Raw genomic sequence first — 19,654 nt, forward strand, 5'->3', positions numbered from 1 at the left:
GCGAATTATACCTGTGAAGCTGGCTCGTCCAGGTACCAATGGATATTGGGTTTGGTGATCCAGGCAACGGGCAGGGTTTGGTCGCCCGATGCGGTTTGTTTCAGGATGAGTCTCTTTCGCTCTCCCGTAGCCAGGAACCAGACGTGTTTGGCGAGATTTAGGTACCGTGGCGTGAGGGTCAGCCGTTGGTAGGGCTTGAACGGCGCGACGGTGGCTGCGGCGAATAGATCTGTGCGCCTCGTTTCCTCGTCGCCCGGGAAAATGGAAGCGGTATGGCCGTCCTCGCCAACGCCGAGAAGCACCAAGTCAAGTCCATTCTGGGGCACGATTCGTGCGTAATTTTGTGCTACAACTTGCGGAGAATCCCGTTCAACGGCAAAAGGGAACAGGTCCTCGCGATCAGGTCTGATCGAGCTAAGCCACAATCGCCATGCCTCTCCAAAGTTGCTGTCCGGGCTATCGTAAGGCACGTATCGTTCGTCCGCCCAAAAGAAGCGAACGTTGTCGAGATTGCTGTTGCCAGCCGCAAGAACCTTGAAAATCGCTTGCGGGGTCGAGCCGCCGCTTAGGGCGATGTTGACCGTGCCATGTTGAGATGCGAACGAGATCAGGCGTTGCGCGACCGCCGTGGCGTACTCTTCTGGTTCGTAGATTGTTACTTCGCCAAACAGCATCCTATCGGCATTTTACCTATCGTACCGAGTATAATCGGAGGCACCAATCCTTTAGGAGGAGCAGTGCAAATGAAATTCGCATCTAAATGGGCCGGCTTGATCGCTGTTCTTGCTCTCGCGGCATCTGCGCCAGCCCAAGACGGGGTGAAGCTGAAGCGAGTCGCTAAGACGGGCGACACGATGGTTTACAAGATGAGCGCTCTGGTGGACTTTCAGGGCACCGAGATTGTTTTTAGCGCAACGGTTACCGAGAAGGTTACCAATGTTGCTTCGGACGGGAAGATTACCGTTGAATCGAAGCAGGGCGACGTGAAGGTGAAGTTTGGCGATCAGGAGATGAACCAGGAAGGCATGGAGATGACGAGCACCGTCGTTTCTGCCGCCAATGGAGCTGTCGTCGAGCTGAAAGGCGACGACACGGGTTCCGACGCCTATCGGCGCGCCAACATGATGGGGTTCATCTTCCCCGACAACGCATTGACCGTCGGCCACAAGTGGAGCCAGGAGTACAAGGCCGACACGAAGACTGGAGCGGTCGCTGCGAAGGCCGAGTATGAGGTCGTCGCTATGGAGAAGGTCAATTCTTGGGATTCGATCAAGATCAAGTTCTCTTATAAAGAGACGGCGGGCGACAATCCGGCTTCCACAAGCGGCCACGTCTGGCTGAATACGGCGGACGGCTCGTTGATCAAAGTCGTTACCGACGTGAAGGCGATGCCTGTCGCTGGCGCTCCGATGCCGATCGACGGCAAGATCACGATGGAGCGAACAAAGTAGGTTTCTCTCGGGCAGGCGGCCATCGCCTGCCCGCTTTGATCATCCTGGCTGTGCTCGAGGTCGTAGTCTGACCTTGGTTTGGGTTGTATCTTCTTCTTCCTCTTCGTCCGGCTCTTCGGCAACTTTGGGAGCGGTCGGCGGTTTATCGTTGGAGTGGGGCGTCTCCATGCCCAGCAGTTCTAGGAACTCCTCTCGATTGAGATTTTCTCTTTCGAGCAAGGCTTGGACGATAAAGTCCATCTTGTCCTTATGTTCTATCAGGATGCTCCGCGCCCGCTCGTAGGCCGATTCAACTATTTGGCGAACCTCTTGATCGATCTCAAAGGCGACCTGTTCGCTGTAGTTTCGGTCTTCCATTAGGTCGCGGCCAAGGAAAGGGTTGCCGTGGCGGCGCCCAAACGTAAGCGGTCCCAGCTTTTCGCTCATGCCGTACTCGGTCGCCATTGCGCGCGCGAGTTCGGTCGCTCGTTCAAGGTCGTTGCTCGCGCCGGTGCTCACGTCTCCAAAAACGATTTCTTCCGCTATGCGGCCACCCAGCAATCCAGCGATCATATCGGTAAGGCGAGCCTTAGAACTAAGGCGCTTATCCGAATCGGGCAGATTGATGGTGTAACCGAGCGCCATGCCTCGCGGCAGTATCGAAACCTTGTGCACGGGGTCGCCGTGGGGCACCAGTTCGCCGACGATGGCGTGGCCGACTTCGTGATAGGCGACTATCTGTCGTTCCTTCTCATCCAGCGTACGGCTGCGCCGTTGCGGGCCGGCCAACACTCGATCGATCGCCTCGTCAAAGTCGTCCATTTCGATTTTGGTCTTGTCTCTGCGGGCGGCTAAGAGCGCCGCTTCGTTGACCAAGTTGGCCAGATCGGCGCCGGTAAAGCCGGGACTTCGCTTGGAGAGCACCTCGCTGTTGACGTTTCGCGCCAATGGCTTGCCGCGCATGTGGACTTCCAGAATCTGTTGTCGTCCCTTTTGATCGGGCGGATCGACGACCACTTGTCGATCAAATCGGCCTGGCCTGAGCAGCGCGGGATCTAGGATGTCTGGACGGTTGGTCGCCGCAATCATGATGATGCCAATGTTGGGGTCAAAACCGTCCATCTCTACGAGGAGTTGGTTCAGGGTCTGTTCGCGCTCATCGTGACCGCCTCCCAGTCCGGCGCCTCGCAATCGACCGACGGCATCGATCTCATCTATAAAAATCAGTGCAGGACGGTTGGCTTTGGCGTTCTCGAAAAGATCGCGCACGCGCGCGGCGCCGACGCCCACGAACATTTCGACAAAGTCGGAACCGCTGATGTGGAAAAAGGGCACGCCCGCCTCGCCCGCGACCGCCCGCGCAAGCAGCGTCTTGCCGCATCCTGGGGGACCAAGCAACAAGATTCCCTTCGGGATCTTTGCGCCCAGCGACTGATACTTCTTGGTATTCTTGAGGTAGTCGACGACCTCGGCCAACTCGATCTTGGCTTCTTCGACGCCGGCGACATCAGAAAACGTTACCTTGGGCACGCTTTCGTTGTACCTTCGGGCGCGGGCTTTGCCAAAGGAGAAGGCCTGGCTGCTGCCAGCCTGCGCCGTTTTGTTCATGATCAGCCAGAAGACGACCAGGATGATGATGAAGACGAGAATCCATCCGCCGATCTGCATGATCATGTCCGAGACCGCGGTATCGACGTACTCAAACTGTACTTTGTTATCGACTAAGAGCTTCTCGAGATCGCGGCGACTGCTCTCTCCTTTAGGCAGTTCTACAAAAAAGAGACCGCCGTTGTTCGCATACTCTCCGTTAAATCGGTTCTTTTCAAAGGTCCCTTTCAAGACGCTGCCACCCTCGATCTTGGTTAAAAACTGAGAGTAGTTCAGCTTCTCCGGACTTTGGCCGCCAAATAGCGATGGACGAGTCTGCATCAAGAACATGAGCAGAATCATCCCGCAGCTTATGATTAGCAACGTTCGCGCGCTTTTACTCAAATGGCTCCTCCTCGGATTCGGGCCGTGCCCGCTCTTTGATTATACCGATTTTCTTACTCGATGGTTTCTTCGTTTTGGACGACTCGGAGCGCGATTGCATTAGTCGTCGATTTAGCGATCTTGACCCTTTCGGCGATGGTGTATCCGGGGAACCATACAATTCCCATATTGTCGGCGATCATAGGCCAGTGCGGGCGGTTCTGTCGCGGGATCTTTCGGTCGATGAAAATGTCCGACAGAAGTTTGCTGCCGTTTAGTCCAAGCGGGGCCATGCGTTCGCGAGGTTGGGCGCTTCTGACAATGAGCGAGCCTGCAATCTTGTCGGCATCGATAGTGGCGGACATTGGGTCGGACGTTTCAACTTGGTCTGGCGGCGTCTCGCGCATGAAAATGGTGAAGTTGCCCCAGCGCGTTTCGTTGGCGAGGCGCATAGGGCTAGGGGGCGCTATGGGTTGTAACGATAATCGAGCTTCGCTGTTCTTGACCTCGATAAGTCCCGCTGGAGTGGCAGTCTTCAGGTCTGATTGGTCTGCGATGGCTTTGGCGAGAGTGCGACTGGAGGCCAGGTCCAATTCTGGAAACTGTCGGCGCAGCGCGCGCCGAACGAGCGGCTCCGGCGGATTTGGACCAAGGTTTGCCGCAAGCTGATCGAGCAGCGCATCTTCTTCTTGAGCGATGTCGGCCAAGTCGCACAGTTTCGTCTTCCAATGTGGCGCGATCTGATCAAGGGCAGGGGCAATGTTCTTTCGAACTTGAACGCGAAGTCGGGAAATATCCTCGTTCGTGCTGTCTTGGCATAGCGCAAGCCCGGAGTTAGAGACTGCTGCATGAACAAGGCTTCGAGGCGCATCGATCAGGGGTCGGACGATCGTCAGATCGCCATCGGTCCGAATTGCTGGGATGCCGCCAAGCCCTTTCAGTCCCGAACCTCGAAGGATGTTCATCAGCACGGTCTCGGCACGGTCGTCTTGCGTGTGGCCGGTGGCGATGATCTTGGCGCCGAATCTAATCGCCGCTGTCCGGAAGGAATCGTATCGCGCCTCTCGGCCGGCCTCTTCGATGTTCAGGCGCCTTTCCTTGGCTAACTTCGGCACATCGACCTCGGCAAGTTCGAACTGTACGGAGAGCGCATGGCAAATGGCCTTGCATCGATCGACATCCGCACGGGCATCGTTTCGCATAAGGTGGTTTACATGCAAAGCGATGGGCTCAATGTCTGGCAGTTGGCGGAGGCATAGGAGCAGGGCAGTGGAATCGGGTCCGCCGCTGAAGCCGACGATGACACGGCCTGATAGCGGCATCTTCCGGTTTTCTATCGTTTTGCGAACGATACACAGCAGTCGCTCCATTTGCTAAGGATACCGCGGTCAGGTAGGATGGGTTTGTCATGCGGACAGCGGTCGCGCTGGGATTAGGCCAAGAACAGTTAGACGTTAAGCTTTGCTGCAACAGCGGGCAGGCCTTTCGGTGGATTCGGTCGGGCGACGAGTGGGTTGGCATCGATGGCCAGCGTTTGTTTCGATTGTGGTTGACCGACCTTGGCTGGGTCGGCGAATCAGAACCTCGGGCGGGCGACGAGGAGGCCCTCAGCCGCTATTTTCGGTTGGACGCCGATTTGAACGCAATTCGAAGTCGGATTGCAGTTTGCGATGAGCGGTGGGCACCGATCGTTGCCGGATTGCCAGGTTTGCGGCTGATACGATGGTCCGTGCCCGAAGAGTGCCTGATTTCCTTTCTTTGTACGTCGGCTAACAACATCCCTCGGATTACGGGCATGATAGCGCGACTGTGCGAGGCTTATGGAGAGCCCTTGAGAGGGGCGGGGAAGATGTTTCCCACTGTCGATCGGCTCTCATTGCTCGAGCCAGAGGCGCTTTATGCTCTGGGATTCGGGTATCGTGGGCGTACCGTGGCGAATGTGGCTCGATCGCTGGTCGAGCGCGGGGACGGATGGTTGGATTCTTTGCGAGAGGTCGGTTATTGGGAAGCAAAGCGAGAGTTGATGCAACTGCCAGGCGTAGGGGCAAAGATAGCCGATTGCGTCTTGTTGTTGGGTTTGGATTTTGCCGAGGCGGTTCCGGTCGACACGCACCTGTGGCAGGCTGTGGCCAAGATCGCGCTGCCCGAGCTAAGGGGCGCCTCGATCACGGAAGCGAGGTACCGGATGGTCGTCGATTTCTTTCACGATCGATTTGGCGCGCTGTCCAACTGGGCGCACCAGTATCTGTTTACGGCCCATTTGAGGGGCATGCTATGAAACTCTGCTATGACGGGAACTGCCGGTTTTGCGCAAGGGCCGCGCGCTGGGTGCAAAAGAAGGTTCCCGCTATCCAGATAGAACCTCGGTCCGACCTCAGCGCTGTCGAACTCCATACTCAGGGCAGGGTTTATTCTGGGATGGAAGCGATCGTGGTCGCTCTTGCGCGACAAGGCGGCTTGTGGCATCTCTGGCGCGTTTACTATGCGCCTGGGGTTCGGCAAGCAATGAACGGGGCGTATGCGCTGTTTGCAGCCAACAGGCATAAATTGGGATGCGCTATAGAAGGGAGCGCTTCGCCTGTTCCAAGCGCGCCACCGTCCTCTCCTTGCCCAGCGCAGCGATCATCTCAAAGAGACCAGGACCGGTCGTCCGACCGCTCAGCGCCAAGCGAACGGGATGAATAACGTGCCCGTTTGGAACGCCCAGCCATGCGATCGTGTCGCGCGTTACGCGCTCGATCTCCTCTGGTTCGAACCGTTCTAAGTCGGTGTAGCTGCGTATCAGGGCGTCCAGCATCTGGCCGATGTGCGGCATCCCTTGCCATTTCTTGGCTGCCGCCTCATCCATTGCGATTCGGTCTGTAAAAAAGAACGAAAGCAGTTCGGGCAGTTCGGATAAGAGTTTGACCTTTTCTTGTTCTAAGGGGATGACTTTGCGGGCGTAATCCAGGTTTTCTTCCGCGACGATGCCAGCCTTTCTTAGAAACGGGACGGCGGCTTCGACAAACTCATCGATAGGCAGCCGTTTGATGTACTGGCCGTTCATCCACTTGAGTTTGTCATGGTGAAAGACGAACGGATTGGTGGAGATGCGATCGAGGCTGAAGTCCCGTATGATTTCTTCGCGGCTCATGATTTCGCGCTCGTCTCCGGGCGACCAGCCGCAAAGCGCTAAGAAGTTGAACATCGCGTCGCTGAGGTAGCCCTGCTGGATAAAGTCGCTGAACTGGACGGCGCCGTGCCTCTTGGAAAGTTTGCTGCCGTCCGGCCCCATCAGCAAGGGCACGTGGTTGAGCTTAGGGGGCTCCCAGCCCAACGCGGCGTAGAGCTGAACGTGCCGCGGCATCGAACTGATCCACTCGTCGCCTCGGATGACGTGCGTAATTTCCATCAGGTGGTCGTCCACCACATTGGCCAGATGGTAGGTTGGGTAGCCGTCCGATTTGAGCATTACAAAGTCGTCGACAAGGATGTTTCGGAACTCGATGAGACCGTGAATCCCGTCGTTGTATTGCGTAACGCCTTCGAGCGGCATGGCAAAGCGAACGACATAGGGATCGCCTTCGTGCGCCTTGACCTCATCCTTGCTGAGGCGACGGCAACGACGATCGTAGCCGGTCGGCTGTTTGCGGGCTTCCTGCTCCTTGCGCATAGCATCAAGGATCTCGGGCGTGCAGAAGCACTTGTAGGCTTTGCCCTCATCGACGAGCCGATGGGCGATCTCTTGATAGATGTGCGTTCGTTCGGACTGATGGTAAGGCGCAAACGGCCCGCCGACGATTGGACCTTCGTCATAGTCCAGACCGAGCCACTGGATGGAGGCCAGGATGTCCTCCTCCGAACCTGGGACATACCGGTTGCGGTCTGTATCCTCGATTCGAACGATGAACTTTCCGCCGGAACCTCTTGCAAAGACCCAGTTGAACAGCGCGGTGCGAATGTTGCCTACGTGGGGCATGCCCGTGGGGCTGGGCGCATATCGAACTCTGACCATTATCGATTAGTGTCCATAGTAGGCATGGATCAGGTCTAAGGCGACCTCGCGGACGTTGTTCGACTGTGGCGCGCTTTGGCTCTTAACAATGGCTTTCACCGCTTTGGTCGGGTGAACTTTGCGCTGGGCAATTTGGTCGAGCCATGCGTCGGGGTCGGGAATCTCGAACTCAAAGCCGTTGACCGTAAGGAAAGAAAGCAGACCAATGAGAGCGGTCCTGCGATTGCCATCGCCAAACGGACGGTATAGGAGGGTCGAGGCAACAAACTGGCCTGCTTGCTTGGCCCAGTCCTTGCTTTCTCCATAGCCGTAAAGGAAGAACGCGCACTCTTCTAGGGCGTCAAATTCGTAAGAGTTCGTGCGTCCGGTAGCTTCAGAATTGATCCAAATGAGGTCTTGGAGCGTAAGGTATTGGTAAGAAAACGAAGGACCGGGCGCCGGTTCTAGCGCGATCGAATTGTGCTGGGCAATGAGCGATTCGGCTTTGACCAACTTGCTTCCGATCGCTCGCACCGCCGATTCTGCGATTTCAAGCCAACGCCGGTCGTCTTTCTTCCCATCCGATGCTCCTGCGCACGCGCCCGGCAAATCTTCCTCGATTCGGGTCAAATCCACCTCGAATCCATTGGCTCGCAGGGTCGCATACGCCGCGCTGGCGGCGACCGCTGCATTACCAATCGGAAACGGCTTTCGGTCGAGGATCGCGTTGGCCAAAGCCAATGCGTAGGCTCTAGGATCAAGTTTTTGGCCCGCAATTTCGAGGCAATCTTCTATCTCGGCCGAAGAGACGCTGCCTTGCTCGCTCGCAATCGACAGATGAAGCAAGATTAGTTCGCGGGCGGTCGGTTGACGAAATCGCCGTTCAAAGGGAATTAGGGCCGATGCTGCGTTTGAGAGCGCATTGAGTTCTGCGGCGCTCGCAATACCGGCCTGCGCTTTGCCCAGAATGTCAAGCGCGCCAACGTCCAGTTTGTCTTTTATGTATTCGGCTTCTGCAATGATCCTTCCCGCACGAACCTCTTTCAGCGGTCCGACTTCCTGAATCTCAAACGTCATACCGAAGAGTCCTCCGTGACCTGACGGCAAAACAGGCCGAGCCAAAGGGATCGCATTGGCTCAGCCTGTGAAATGTAGTCTGCAACGATCAGCAACCGAGGCCGAAGTTTGAGAGTACGATTGCGAGGTCTGTGTCGTCGATTATCCCGTCATCGTTCTCGTCGCCAAGACCCGTGCCGCCGAAGCCGCCCAGCACGATTGCTAGATCGGTATCGTCGACGCAACCGTCCCAGTTGACATCACCGGCCAATCGGGGACGCCAGAATCCGCCCGTTAGCGTGAAGGCGCCTCCAGAGAGGGCATTGGCGCCCGTAGCGTCAGGCTGCCCCACGGTGCCGCCCATTTTGAAGGCGCCGCCCGTGGCAAAGGTGATTCCGCCGCCGTCGATCGTGTTCCAGGTTAGGTCAAACCCGCCGCCCGTCTGAGCGCTGGCGCCTACGATCAGGCACACCGAAAGAACGACCATGAAGCCCGTCTTCTTAAAAAAGGATCCAACCATCTCGCTGCCTCCTTTACGACCTGTGGATATTATACGCCACATCCGCCAGAGATTCCTTCCACGTCAGGAAGATTTTTGAAAGTTCTCGATTTCTTTCGAGGCCAGTTGCAGCGCATCGACCACTTTCAACGCTTGCCCTTCGGCTATCAAGCGCTGCCAATTCTTTGCGCCCAGGGCGTTCTTCGCTTTATCGACTGCCGCTTCCCATCGTTGCTGATCGTCGGGCATCGCATTAAGCAGGTCGTCTTCCAGACGGTCCATCGAGGCTCCGACCAACACGCCTGCAGAATCCAAGAGGCCGACATGAACAAAGAGCTGTGCGGCGACTCGCAGGGTTGCAACCTGGTTGACCGGAGAACCGACCTCGAAGGCATCTTGTACGCATTGGGCACAGAAGTCGAACGACTCCCTCACCCGATTCAGTCGATAAAGAAGCTCGACCCCCGCCTCGTAAGCCCCAAAGATGCCTCGATTGTCATTGATTTCTTTGCTCTTGGCCAAGGCGCGTTGAGCATAGTCCCATCCTTGTTCGAGTTCGCCTGAATAGAGAAGCGTGGATGCCAAGTTGCGGTAATTCTTGGCTTCCCATAGCATGTTGCGTTGTCGAAGGTTGAACTCGAGCGACGATTCGTACAGTTCTCTGGCTTTGGCATAGTTCCCTCGGCTGCGCTGCACGTTGCCCATGTTGTTCTTGATCGCCGCTACGCCGGACAGATCGCCGATACGGGCATAGTATTTGAGCGCTTGTTGGTACGCCTCGTCGGCCGCTTCGATGTCTGCCTTGTATTGGTGCGTCGTGCCGATGTTGAGGTAGTTATGGGCGAGCCAAGAGTAGTTGCCCATTTTCAGGTTGATGTCTCTGGCCTCTTCAAACAGGGCCATGGCTTCGTCCAGTCTGTCGATCTGCTGCAAGGGCAGGCCCATATTGTTCAGGCAGCCGGCAACTCCCCTCAAGTCTCCTTGCTCCCGACGAAGCTTCATAGCGATCTCTATGTGCTTAATTCCATCAAGATAGTTGCCTTGATTGGTGTATGCATTACCGAGACCATTGTGGACCTCGGCAATTCCAATTCTGTGGTTCATGCTCTCTGCCAGTTCGAGCGCCTTTCCGTAAATCTGTTCGGTATCTGCATGTCTGGCTTGGGACCAGGCGACCGTCGCCTTGGCAAGCAACATTCGCAGATAGAGCGTTTGATCCTGCGGGTCGATAATCTGTTCTGCTTGGTCTGCAGCCGACTGAGCGCCCACATAGTCGCCGACGCGTATACAGCTTGCGGATTTCGTTACCAAAGCGATCCCATGCCACACCGTATTGGCAGGTTTAGCGGCCAAGTACTTTTCTAGCCATCGCAGAATCTCGCCCCAATAGCCCTTAACCCCAAAGTAGTGCCGAAGCGCCTCGATCAACCGGACGCCTTGATCCCACTCGCCATGAGATTCTGCAAAGGCGAGCGCCGCCCAGACGTTTTCAATCTTGGAGTCCCACTTGTCGAACAACTCGAGCTGCCGCTCGCTTAGCATCGCCCCGCAGTCTTCCTCCGCACGATCGATGAAGTACTGCAGGTGTCGAAGTCGGAGCTTCGTTTGTTCGTGCGGCGCCAGTTGCGACCATCCGTAGGCTTGCAACGTTTCTAGCAGCCGATACCGTCGTTCGTCCGCCGCGTCGAATCCAATGATCAGGCTCGATTCCTGAAGTTGGTGCAGCCCCTCGAGCGCATCGGGCCACTCGAGAATGGCCTCAGCCGCTTCCAGATTCCAGCCGCCTCTAAAAACCGAGAGTTGACTGAACCGAGTTCTGAGTTCTGGGTCTAACAGCTTCATGCTCCATTCGACGGTGCCGCGCAGCGTGCGCTGTCTCTCGGCAAGGTCCTTTCTTGGAGACGTTAGCCAGTCTAACCTCTGCGAAATTCGTTCGACCATTTGCCTTGGGCTGAGCAGGCGGATGCGCGCTGCCGCCAACTCTATCGCAAGCGGTATGCCCTCAAGTTCGCGGCAAAGTTGTGCTACAGACGCTGCGTTTCCCGCTGAAAGGGCAAAATCGGGCATTTTCTGCTGGGCGCGATCGATGAAGAGTTCGACGCAAGGATTGCTCTGAAGGCTCTCCAGTTCGTCGTCCGTAGGGAGCGGCAGAAGGCCAATGGGAAACTCTTGCTCGGCGGCCAGACCAAGGGGCAGGCGAGAGGTAACGATAATCCTAAGCGCGCTCGCTTGGTCCAGAAGTTTCGGAAGCGTCTCGACGCCGCCTTCGATCAGTTGCTCGAAGTTGTCCAATATCAGGAGCGATGGCGATTCGGAGAGGACCGCCGCCGACTGATCGAGCGTGGAGGCTCCTCGAATAGGGGTTAGGCGCAGAACAGAGGCGATCGCATCGGGAATTATGGACGGGTCGTCCACATCTTGAAGTTGAACGAACCACGCGCCGCCTGGAAAGGCCGACTGCGCGTTACGGGCAGACTGTAGCGCTAATCTCGTCTTTCCTACGCCTCCAAAGCCGATGAGAGTGATCAGCCTTGGTCCTTGTGCATCGCCGAGCATGTCGCAGAGGCGCTCCAGTTCTGACTCTCGTCCTACAAAGCGCGATCGGGAAGAAGGAAGATTGCCTTTCCGCGATTCTGGGCTTACTGCCGCCGGCGTTTGCTCGACTTCTTCTGGCGCGGGCAGAATCGCTGCCGCAACGCCCACGACGACCGGGCGCGATCGTTCTAGGACTGGGGTCCGTACAGTTTGACGGGCAAATTTGCCTTGAAGGGCATTCTGCGCCTCTTGCGACGGCTCGTTGCCCCACTCTTCTTTGATCATCTTCTCCAGCGCTTGGTATTGCCTTTGAGCGGACGCTCTGTCGCCGCTAGCGACCATAAGTCGGATCGCCGCAACGTGCGCGTCTTCCCGCAACGGGTCTGCGGCCACTGCTCGTTTAGCGTACTCCAGCCCTTTTCTTGGATTGTGCGAATGGAGTTCGGCCAATCGATTGAGCGCGGATATATAGGCGTCGTGAAGGCGCGGCTGCTCGTCCATGATCCAGTCGGCATAAAATCCGGGCATCAGTTCTCCCTTGAAGAGGCCGACGGCTTGTTCGAGAGCGGCCATCTCTGCCGATGGATCGGAGATCTTGTTAGCCGCCTCGATCAGACGCGCAAACCGGTGGGCGTCGCACGTTGCAAAATCGGGATTGAGGCCGACCGTGCGCCGATCGGCCTGGAGCACAGTTCCCGGCTCTATGCCTGCCGGTTCTAATTGGTTGCGAAGCGAGGAGACCGCCTTGCTGAGGCTGTTGCGCGCCTGATCGGGGTCGCTGTCGGGCCACAGCATCTCGATGAGCGTTTCGCGCGGATGCTCTCGACCCAAAAAGTAGGCGCAGTATGCCAGCAGAAGCGCGGTCTTCTCGGTTCTGAACCGAGCGACGACGCGGCCAGAGACTATGGCCTTGATTCCGCCAAAGAGTTCGACCTGGCAAAGCTCCATCCCGGTCAGGATGTTACCTGGGCCTTAGGACCATTCCCAAGATTCCTTGTGTTTGGTTTCCAATCGGGCTTGGATTTGGGAAAGGAGTTCTTCGGCCTGGCGGTAGTGCGGGTCGATCTTGAGCGCTAACTGAAGCTCTTCGATGGCCTCGTAGGTTTTGCCCACTTTGTCGAGTATAGCGGCATAGTTGTAATGCGCCATGGCATGGCCGTTATCGAGCGCCGCGGCTCGCGCGAACGATTTCACGGCATCGTCCATGTTGGACATGTGGTAGTAGGCGATCCCTAGAAACGTGTGCAGATCTGCGCAGGCCGGATGGCCGTGCACGGCTTCCTGAAGAGCATCGATCGCCTCTTGGTAGCGCCCTGCCTTCAGAGCGTCTCGGGCTTTGTCTTCGGCTGCTTTAATGTCTGGGTCTTGATGCATCGACATGGAGTCCCCCTTTGAAGGATCAAACTATACGATTACTTGGATAAAATGGCCTGCAATGTGCGACTCGCCGCAGGTCGATGGAGCTTTTCGAGCACGAATCGAGAAGCTTCGGTCAGTTTCTCGATGTCGACGCCGGTTTCGATGCCCATCTCGGACAGCATATAGAGGAGGTCTTCTGAGGCTAAGTTGCCGGCGGCTCCGGGCGCAAAGGGACATCCGCCCAAACCGGCGGCAGACGAGTCGAATATCCAGATTCCATGAAGCATGGCCGTTAAAACGTTGGCCGCCGCCATGCCTCGCGTGTCGTGGAAGTGGTAGGCAAGTCTTTCTGGCGGAATCACCCTCAACAAGGAGTCCGTCAGTTTGGAAACTCTGGCGGGAGTCGCGGTACCAATGGTGTCGCCGATAGCAATCTCATCCGCGCCGATCTTGCCGAGTTGGTTGGCAACCGAAGATACGGCCTTGACCGGCACTGCGCCTTCGTACGGGCAATCAAAGGCCGTCGAGACGTAGGCGCGAACCCAAAGTCCCGCTCCCTTAGCCTGCGCCACGACCTCGGCATAGTTGGCCAGCGACTGTTCGATGGTCATGTTGATGTTTTTTTGGCTGAACGATTCGCTGGCTGCTGCGAAGACGGCGATTTCTTGGGCGCCTGATTCGACTGCGAGCTGAAGGCCTTTGGCGTTGGGCACCAAGACCGGGTAGCGAACCCCTAAGTTGCGTTGTATGGCCTTGAGGACGTCGCCCGTATCGGCCATCTGAGGCACGAGCGACGGCTTGACGAATGCGCCCGCCTCGATGGCGCTGAAGCCGGCCGCCGAAAGGAGATCGATGAACTGAGTTCTATCCTGCCACGATAGAGCGACCGGCTCGTTCTGAAGACCGTCCCGTGGTCCGACCTCGACGATTCTGACGCGCTTGGGCAGTTTTATGGAGGCGATCATTGGCGCGCTCCTGCGCTTAGATAGTTTCGACTTCGACAAGGATTTCTCCTTCTTTGACGACTTGGCCAACTGTGCACTTGATGGAAGTAACTTTTCCATCGTGCGGTGCGACCAGAGGCTGCTCCATTTTCATCGCTTCTAGCACAACAAGGCGCTGCCTTGCATGGACTTCGTCGCCAATGGACACTAGGACTTCCGTAACGACACCCGGCATGGGCGCCGAGAGAGTATCGGCCTGATGTCCGTGCGATCGTTTCTTTGTTGTCTTTGCGGGTTCGGCTCGCCAGGTTCGGCCTTGATGACCAATCCAGACTTCAGAAACGCTGGACGCCATGAATAGGGCGACTTTGCGGCCATTGCAATCGATGATCGCTTTGTGTCGGCTGTCCCACGAGACGGTCGCGTCGAGCACGCCGCTTAAGTCATAGATTTGACTGCGAATCTTATACTTTTGATTCATTGGGCTTTAAGCCTCCATGCATCGATCCATGGGCCTTGGCTTTGTGCAGACTCTATCGGTCGAGCCTGAGCCAAAGCGATCAAGACTTCATCGGTAGGCGGGGGTGGGGTTATCTCCATATTCTCTACGCTGTCGATCGTTATAGAACCCGACCGGAAGGCCGCCGAACCGATCAGGTCTATCAGGAATCCGACGTTGGTCCAGATTCCAAGGATTACAGTTTCCTGCAGCGCCAGTCTCAGACGATCGATGGCTTCGTCGCGGTCTGCTCCCCATGCGATGACCTTGCCAAGAAGCGAATCGTAGTTGAGGGTGATCTCGTCTCCAGATTCTAGCGCGCTGTCTACCCGAACGAAGGGTCTTCTCGGCCATTCGACATAGAGGGCTGTTCCGGTCGATGGAGCGAAGTTTGAATAGGGGTCTTCGGCGCAGATTCTGGCTTCGATCGCCCATCCGTACTGGCTACTCGGTTGATCGGGCGCCGGTAGTCCTTGTGCGATCCTTAGCTGGGCTTTGACAAGATCGATGCCGGTTACCAGTTCGGTTACCGGGTGTTCGACCTGCAGACGCGCATTGACTTCGAGAAAGTAGACCTCGTCGCCCGATACAAGAAACTCGACCGTGCCCGCATTGGTGTAACCGGCTTTCTTGGCAATCGCTACTGCAGAATTCGTGAGCCGATCTCGCGCTTCGGACGAGAGTTTAGGCGCTGGGCTTTCTTCGATGATCTTCTGCCGGCGCCGCTGGGCAGAACAATCGCGCTCGAACAGATGGATGGCGCTTCCATGAACGTCGGCCAAGATTTGAACCTCTACATGGCGGGCGGGCGCGATAAGCTTCTCGATCATTAGGCGATCGTCTCCAAATGCGCCTTGGGCTTCGCGTCGAGCGGCGGCAAGGTTAGGGGCCAGATCGCTAGCGTTGTCAACGACGCGCTGACCGCGACCACCGCCGCCCGCAATCGCCTTGATGAGCAGTGGAAATCCGATTTTTTGGGCCTCTGCTTTTAACCGGTCGTCCGATTGGTCTTCTCCAAAGTAGCCAGGGACGACCCTAGCGCCAGCCTGTTGCGCCAGTCGCTTCGCATCGTCTTTGTTGCCTAGAAGTCGCATTGCGCTTGGCGGGGGACCAATGAAGGTAAGACCAGACCTTTGACAGGCTTCGGCAAACTCAGCGTTTTCAGCCAGAAAGCCGTATCCGGGATGGATGGCGTTGGACTCGGACTCTATGGCTGCTTGGATTATGCGGTCGGACTGCAAGTAGCTGTCGCCGATGCGGCGACTTTGGGTTGCATGGGAAAGATAGCCAGCGCGAGAGTCGGCATCGGTGTAAACGGCAACCGTTTCGATGCCGGATTCCGTGCACGCCTGGATGATTCGCCTTGCGATCTCGCCTCGATTGGCGATCAAAACTCGTTTCACAACCGGCTTCCTTTCAACTGACCGCAGGCTGCTGCAATGTCGTGGCCTTTCTCCTCGCGTTGGGTGGTTTCGATGCCTTTTTCGGTCAGCTTATCTCGGAACAGTCGAACTTGCGATGAGCCGGGGCGCTGAAAGTTTAAGTCTGTACGAACAAAGTTAAACGGAATGAGGTTGACCAGGCAAGGGAAGCCCTTAAGCAGACCTGCGAGTTGGTCCGCGTGTTCTGCCTGGTCGTTAATCCCTTTAAGAAGGAGATACTCGAAGGTAACGCGACGGCCCGTTTGAGCGAAGTAACTTCGGCAGGCATCGAGCAGTTCGGCGATCGACCACTTTTTGGCAACCGGCATCAGCGACTTCCTAAGTTCGTCGTTTGGCGCATGAAGCGAGACAGCGAGCGTAATCTGAAGTTTCTCCTTTGCCAAATCTAAAATGCGCGGAACGATTCCGACGGTTGAAATCGTCATTCGTCTCATGCCAATGCCAATCTCCTTGTTCATAAGGCGAATTGAGGTCAGGACATTATCGAAGTTGAGCATCGGCTCGCCCATTCCCATAAAAACGACATGACTGATCCGGCTTGAAGAAAGGGACTGCATGAGAAGAAGCTGATCGACAATCTCCCCCGGGGTCAGGTTCCTTCCGGCGCCTAATTGTGCCGTTGCGCAAAAATGGCAACCCATGGCGCAGCCTACCTGCGAACTGAGGCATACGCTGGTCCGGTCTTTGAAAGGCAGAAGCACACACTCGACTTGTTCCTTGTCGGACAGTTCTACAAGACATTTGATCGTTCCGTCTGCCGATTCCTGTTTTAAGTATAACTTTATGGCCTCAATCTGAAACTTTTCTTCAAGCAGCGAACGGAGGCTTGCAGGCAGGTCCGTCATCTGGTCGAAGCTGCGGCAGTTGGCCGTGTAGACCCAGCGAGCCATCTGTCGCGCTCGATAGATCGGATGGCCTAACTGCTCGACGATTCCTGCCATATCGATCGTCGAGAGGCCGACCAGTGGTTGGGTTTGAACAGCATTCATCGGGTTTCAATATACCTGGCGGTTACGGGTTGTCGAGCCAGCACGAGGGCGCGAACGAAAAAGAGGACCATGAACGGCGCCATGTGCAAAAGGGTGCGCGAACCGCCGGCATAGAGCCAGATGAAGAACCAGCTGACGAACCAGACGATTGCAATCAGCCAAAGATCGCGCGAACGAACGCGAGCGCCGACAAAGAACCCAATGTGAGCAATGATCAGGAAGATCCAGTAGGCGAAGTCGATCAGCACACTCTTCGCGCTCCGGTGCTCTGGTTTCTGCAGACCAATGGGACTGAGCGTGAGGCGCGTCTTTTGCCAAACAAGGCTTGCAAAATCGGTCGGGTTTTCCTTGATCCAGGCAAGAGCGAGATCCATGTACTTTCGGTCGCCATCGACCCAGTTGTCCGCCTTTGTAAAGTCGGCGACGACCACTTCCTCTCCCTTAAGCGCGATCCGTTCGGGGGGCTTCATGGCAAATCCACCGTCCGCTTCCGGGTTGTTGCTCCAGAAAAGTACAAATCCGCCAAGCGAAATTGGTACAAATCTGTCAAATCGGCTGGAGATGTAGATTACATACGGCGCTATGATCAGCGCTGAGGCGAGCAGGAAGATGCCCGCAGGTTTCCATCCTTCCTTGCGCCATGTCCAGATCGCAAAGAGGGGCAGAAGCGGCAAAAGATTGGCCCGGGTCAACGCCAGAAGTCCGACCAGAATGGCCGAACGGATGCGCGACCCGTCCCACAATAGCCAAATCGACCAGACAACCAAGGGTATGACAAGGTTTTCGGTATAGAGCCAGCCGCTGAGCAAGATCAGTTGTGGGTGCAGGGCAGTGAGCCAAAACGTCCAGTGGGCGATTCGCTCGTCAAACAGTTTGCGCGCGCAAGCGGCAGCGCCAAAGGCAGAGAGTACTCCCAAAATCGCATTGACCACCCTGACGGCATCCGGCGCGTGCCCAAAAACCCAATAGACAGACGCCATTAGATAGATGTAGAGCGGCGATGTCTGGAGGCCTTTGGTAAACTCCAATCGACCTTCGCTGGCCAGAATCCATGCCATCTCGTCGTGAAAGACGGAATCGCCGTGCAAAGGGTCTTGACGCAAGTAGGGATCGATCCTCGTCGCCAACAGTGCGTAAGCGATGCGAAAGGCGACGAGCGCGATGAGGGCGATCGACCGGTTCACAGTTCGTAAACCTCGACGCCTCGCGCATCGAACAGGAGCCTAATCTCTTGGACTGCGATCGCCTGTTCCAGCTGTATTCGCCACGATTCGATCGATTCTTGTGGCCAAAATCGTCGGTTGATCAAGATGTGCGTAATGCCCTTGGACTTCAATCCCTCCACGAGGTCGCTCGATGTTGAGAAGTTCGAATAAGGGATGAGCATGTGATGGCCGGCATTAGCCCAAAGGTATTGGCGCTCCAAGTAGAAGCCGCGAGGCTCGTCATACAATCCGATTTTGGCGCTCGGCGCCGTTTGTTCGTTGATAAATCGGTACGCCTCGTAAGGCTGAAACCGCCTGGTCAGGTACTCCTCGCGCTTCTCTCGGTTCCAAATAGCGCTGGTCCAAGGCAGCAGCGCGCCGCCGAATATCCACAAGGCTGCAATCGATTGAAGCGCGACGACCAGCCACAGGGCGCGCTTGCGCAAACGGCCTTGCGCGACGGCGGCTGTGGCAGAAAGTATCGGAAATATCGGTATAAGATAGCGAGTTTGCTGCATCAGGCCAAACCAGGCTAAGAAGGAAGCGATTACAAAACCCAAAGGCAGCCCTGCGGTGGAGGAGACGAAGGGCGCCGCGGCCATCGCCGGACCGGAAGAAGCCACCGTATAGGCGCGCTCGCCTACGATCAGTCCGACCGGGTCCATAAACTTCTCCGGAAAAGAGACCATGTTGTTGGGAGCCATGATCAAACGGTCGACGCTCCGGCCCATTCCAAACTTCAGCTGGTCTCCGCGATAGGCGGCGGCATTTTCTTCGCTCCAATTGCGCCCGCCGAACAGAGAATAGGCGAACGGATAGACCGGATTGCTGGTGTAGAGGTAGGTCTTGATATACCAAGGACATCCTATTAACACGGCTAGAAGGCCAGAGAGGAGCAATGTTGGTATCATTTGAACCTGGCGGCGAACTAACAGCGTCCCAAGCGCAGTCAGACCGAGAATGGCGACGGAAACGAGCGCAAGGTACTTTGTACCGAGCGCAAAGCCCATCAGCACGCCTGCCAGCAAGATTAGTTTTCGCTCAGTTTCAACAATCCCGCGATGAATCGCCAAGACGGCGAGAAAAACGTAGAGCGCAGTCGCCAAATCGGCATAGGCAACGGTCGATTCCCAGAACACGATCGGCGACGAAGCCAAAATTAGACTGCCTAGCCAAGGCCGGTTTGCGCCAAGCCGCTGAGCAAATCCGGCCACGCCGATACAAAGATAGGACAGCGCGGCCCAGTGGAACAACTTGGCCGCGGTTGCCCCGTTCGCCCACAGGCCCCAGGTATACAACATCTCCCATAGGAACGGGAAATTGCTATGGTGCGTAAAGGCAATGTTGTGAATTCGTCCTTCCAATAAGTATAACTTTGGCACAGCCAAGTGATACGCAAGCCCGTCCCAATCGTTGCCGTCGGGCGGAAGCGAAACATAACAGAGCGCCATGCACAAGAAAAAAACGACCGCAACGCAAAGCGGATCGAAAGAGGGTTTGAAGCGCCAATAGCGGAGTCCGATCAAGCCAAGGATGCCAAAGAGAGCCGTAGCGATCGGGAGGCCGACATTGTAAACGCCCAACATGCCGACAACAAAGATCGACATGGCAAAGGCGCCCAGACCAATAGCGCCGCCAGTCGCCATTAACTCCAGCGAGTTGAGGTTCTCCCTCAATCGCCCAAGCAGCAAAGAGCCTGCGGCGCCGCACAGAACGACCATCACGAACGCCATTGCAAGCCCCATGCCGTCA

16 protein-coding genes are annotated in these 19,654 nt (G+C 56.4%); 2 read left to right on the forward strand and 14 right to left on the reverse strand.

Translation table 11 applies throughout. The features are described 5' to 3' along the window. Positions 1 to 5: 5 nt before the first annotated feature. Positions 6 to 674, reverse strand: coding sequence for a 6-phosphogluconolactonase (pgl, locus tag HUU60_03495; protein ID NUL81772.1), 669 nt, complete (start codon positions 672 to 674; stop codon positions 6 to 8). Positions 675 to 743: 69 nt separating this feature from the next. Between pgl and HUU60_03500 the strand changes: the two genes are divergently transcribed. Further along, positions 744 to 1,451, forward strand: coding sequence for a hypothetical protein (locus HUU60_03500; protein NUL81773.1), 708 nt, complete (start codon positions 744 to 746; stop codon positions 1,449 to 1,451). Positions 1,452 to 1,490: 39 nt separating this feature from the next. Here HUU60_03500 and HUU60_03505 read toward each other — a convergent pair whose 3' ends face one another. Together HUU60_03505 and tilS are read right to left on the reverse strand one after the other, a co-directional pair. Then, the gene (locus tag HUU60_03505; GenBank protein NUL81774.1) at positions 1,491 to 3,380 is read right to left on the reverse strand and encodes an ATP-dependent metallopeptidase FtsH/Yme1/Tma family protein; all 1,890 of its coding nucleotides are present in this window, start codon (positions 3,378 to 3,380) and stop codon (positions 1,491 to 1,493) included. A gap of 95 nt (positions 3,381 to 3,475) precedes the next feature. Next, positions 3,476 to 4,771: a tRNA lysidine(34) synthetase TilS gene (tilS, locus tag HUU60_03510; GenBank protein NUL81775.1), complete on the reverse strand. Its 1,296-nt coding sequence runs from the start codon at positions 4,769 to 4,771 to the stop codon at positions 3,476 to 3,478. 38 nt (positions 4,772 to 4,809) lie between these two features. Between tilS and HUU60_03515 the strand changes: the two genes are divergently transcribed. Then, entirely contained in the window at positions 4,810 to 5,679 is an 870-nt protein-coding gene (locus tag HUU60_03515) for a hypothetical protein (protein ID NUL81776.1), read from the forward strand. A 279-nt stretch (positions 5,680 to 5,958) separates the two neighbouring features. Here the strand turns inward: HUU60_03515 and HUU60_03520 are convergent, their stop codons facing one another. From HUU60_03520 to HUU60_03570, 11 genes are all read right to left on the reverse strand, one after another. Next, the gene (locus HUU60_03520; protein ID NUL81777.1) at positions 5,959 to 7,395 is read right to left on the reverse strand and encodes a glutamate--tRNA ligase; all 1,437 of its coding nucleotides are present in this window, start codon (positions 7,393 to 7,395) and stop codon (positions 5,959 to 5,961) included. Between the two features lie 6 nt (positions 7,396 to 7,401). Beyond that, positions 7,402 to 8,451: a hypothetical protein gene (locus HUU60_03525; protein NUL81778.1), complete on the reverse strand. Its 1,050-nt coding sequence runs from the start codon at positions 8,449 to 8,451 to the stop codon at positions 7,402 to 7,404. A gap of 88 nt (positions 8,452 to 8,539) precedes the next feature. Beyond that, complete coding sequence (locus tag HUU60_03530; protein ID NUL81779.1) at positions 8,540 to 8,950, reverse strand: hypothetical protein; 411 nt, start codon at positions 8,948 to 8,950, stop codon at positions 8,540 to 8,542. Positions 8,951 to 9,013: 63 nt separating this feature from the next. Continuing rightward, on the reverse strand, positions 9,014 to 12,412 hold the full coding sequence (locus HUU60_03535) for a tetratricopeptide repeat protein (GenBank protein NUL81780.1): 3,399 nt from the start codon (positions 12,410 to 12,412) through the stop codon (positions 9,014 to 9,016). A 24-nt stretch (positions 12,413 to 12,436) separates the two neighbouring features. After that, positions 12,437 to 12,844, reverse strand: a complete 408-nt coding sequence (locus HUU60_03540) for a tetratricopeptide repeat protein (GenBank protein ID NUL81781.1) — start codon at positions 12,842 to 12,844, stop codon at positions 12,437 to 12,439. Between the two features lie 32 nt (positions 12,845 to 12,876). Next, a complete protein-coding gene (locus tag HUU60_03545) occupies positions 12,877 to 13,776 on the reverse strand; it encodes a hydroxymethylglutaryl-CoA lyase (GenBank protein NUL81782.1) in 900 nt (299 codons plus the stop codon). Between the two features lie 28 nt (positions 13,777 to 13,804). Beyond that, on the reverse strand, positions 13,805 to 14,248 hold the full coding sequence (locus tag HUU60_03550; GenBank protein ID NUL81783.1) for a hypothetical protein: 444 nt from the start codon (positions 14,246 to 14,248) through the stop codon (positions 13,805 to 13,807). Next, positions 14,245 to 15,669: an ATP-grasp domain-containing protein gene (locus HUU60_03555; GenBank protein NUL81784.1), complete on the reverse strand. Its 1,425-nt coding sequence runs from the start codon at positions 15,667 to 15,669 to the stop codon at positions 14,245 to 14,247. The genes HUU60_03550 and HUU60_03555 overlap by 4 nt, the downstream gene beginning before the upstream one ends. Further along, entirely contained in the window at positions 15,666 to 16,697 is a 1,032-nt protein-coding gene (rlmN, locus tag HUU60_03560; protein NUL81785.1) for a 23S rRNA (adenine(2503)-C(2))-methyltransferase RlmN, read from the reverse strand. Before rlmN ends, HUU60_03555 begins: the two co-directional genes overlap by 4 nt. Then, positions 16,694 to 17,881, reverse strand: coding sequence for a glycosyltransferase family 39 protein (locus tag HUU60_03565; GenBank protein ID NUL81786.1), 1,188 nt, complete (start codon positions 17,879 to 17,881; stop codon positions 16,694 to 16,696). The genes rlmN and HUU60_03565 overlap by 4 nt, the downstream gene beginning before the upstream one ends. After that, positions 17,878 to 19,647 carry a hypothetical protein gene (locus tag HUU60_03570; protein ID NUL81787.1) on the reverse strand — a complete coding sequence of 590 codons (1,770 nt, stop codon included), beginning with the start codon at positions 19,645 to 19,647 and terminating at the stop codon, positions 17,878 to 17,880. The genes HUU60_03565 and HUU60_03570 overlap by 4 nt, the downstream gene beginning before the upstream one ends. Between the last annotated feature and the right edge of the window lie 7 nt (positions 19,648 to 19,654).

Source organism: Armatimonadota bacterium (assembly GCA_013359125.1).
Taxonomy (GTDB): Bacteria; Armatimonadota; Fimbriimonadia; order Fimbriimonadales; family GBS-DC; genus JABWCR01.

Coding starts and splice junctions, on each gene's coding strand:
- pgl (NUL81772.1), bottom strand. CDS start 674: ATGCTGTTTGGCGAAGTAACAATCTACGAACCAGAAGAGTACGCCACG.
- HUU60_03500 (NUL81773.1), top strand. CDS start 744: ATGAAATTCGCATCTAAATGGGCCGGCTTGATCGCTGTTCTTGCTCTC.
- HUU60_03505 (NUL81774.1), bottom strand. CDS start 3,380: ATGATTCTGCTCATGTTCTTGATGCAGACTCGTCCATCGCTATTTGGC.
- tilS (NUL81775.1), bottom strand. CDS start 4,771: ATGGAGCGACTGCTGTGTATCGTTCGCAAAACGATAGAAAACCGGAAG.
- HUU60_03515 (NUL81776.1), top strand. CDS start 4,810: ATGCGGACAGCGGTCGCGCTGGGATTAGGCCAAGAACAGTTAGACGTT.
- HUU60_03520 (NUL81777.1), bottom strand. CDS start 7,395: ATGGTCAGAGTTCGATATGCGCCCAGCCCCACGGGCATGCCCCACGTA.
- HUU60_03525 (NUL81778.1), bottom strand. CDS start 8,451: ATGACGTTTGAGATTCAGGAAGTCGGACCGCTGAAAGAGGTTCGTGCG.
- HUU60_03530 (NUL81779.1), bottom strand. CDS start 8,950: ATGGTTGGATCCTTTTTTAAGAAGACGGGCTTCATGGTCGTTCTTTCG.
- HUU60_03535 (NUL81780.1), bottom strand. CDS start 12,412: ATGGAGCTTTGCCAGGTCGAACTCTTTGGCGGAATCAAGGCCATAGTC.
- HUU60_03540 (NUL81781.1), bottom strand. CDS start 12,844: ATGTCGATGCATCAAGACCCAGACATTAAAGCAGCCGAAGACAAAGCC.
- HUU60_03550 (NUL81783.1), bottom strand. CDS start 14,248: ATGAATCAAAAGTATAAGATTCGCAGTCAAATCTATGACTTAAGCGGC.
- rlmN (NUL81785.1), bottom strand. CDS start 16,697: ATGAATGCTGTTCAAACCCAACCACTGGTCGGCCTCTCGACGATCGAT.
- HUU60_03570 (NUL81787.1), bottom strand. CDS start 19,647: ATGGGGCTTGCAATGGCGTTCGTGATGGTCGTTCTGTGCGGCGCCGCA.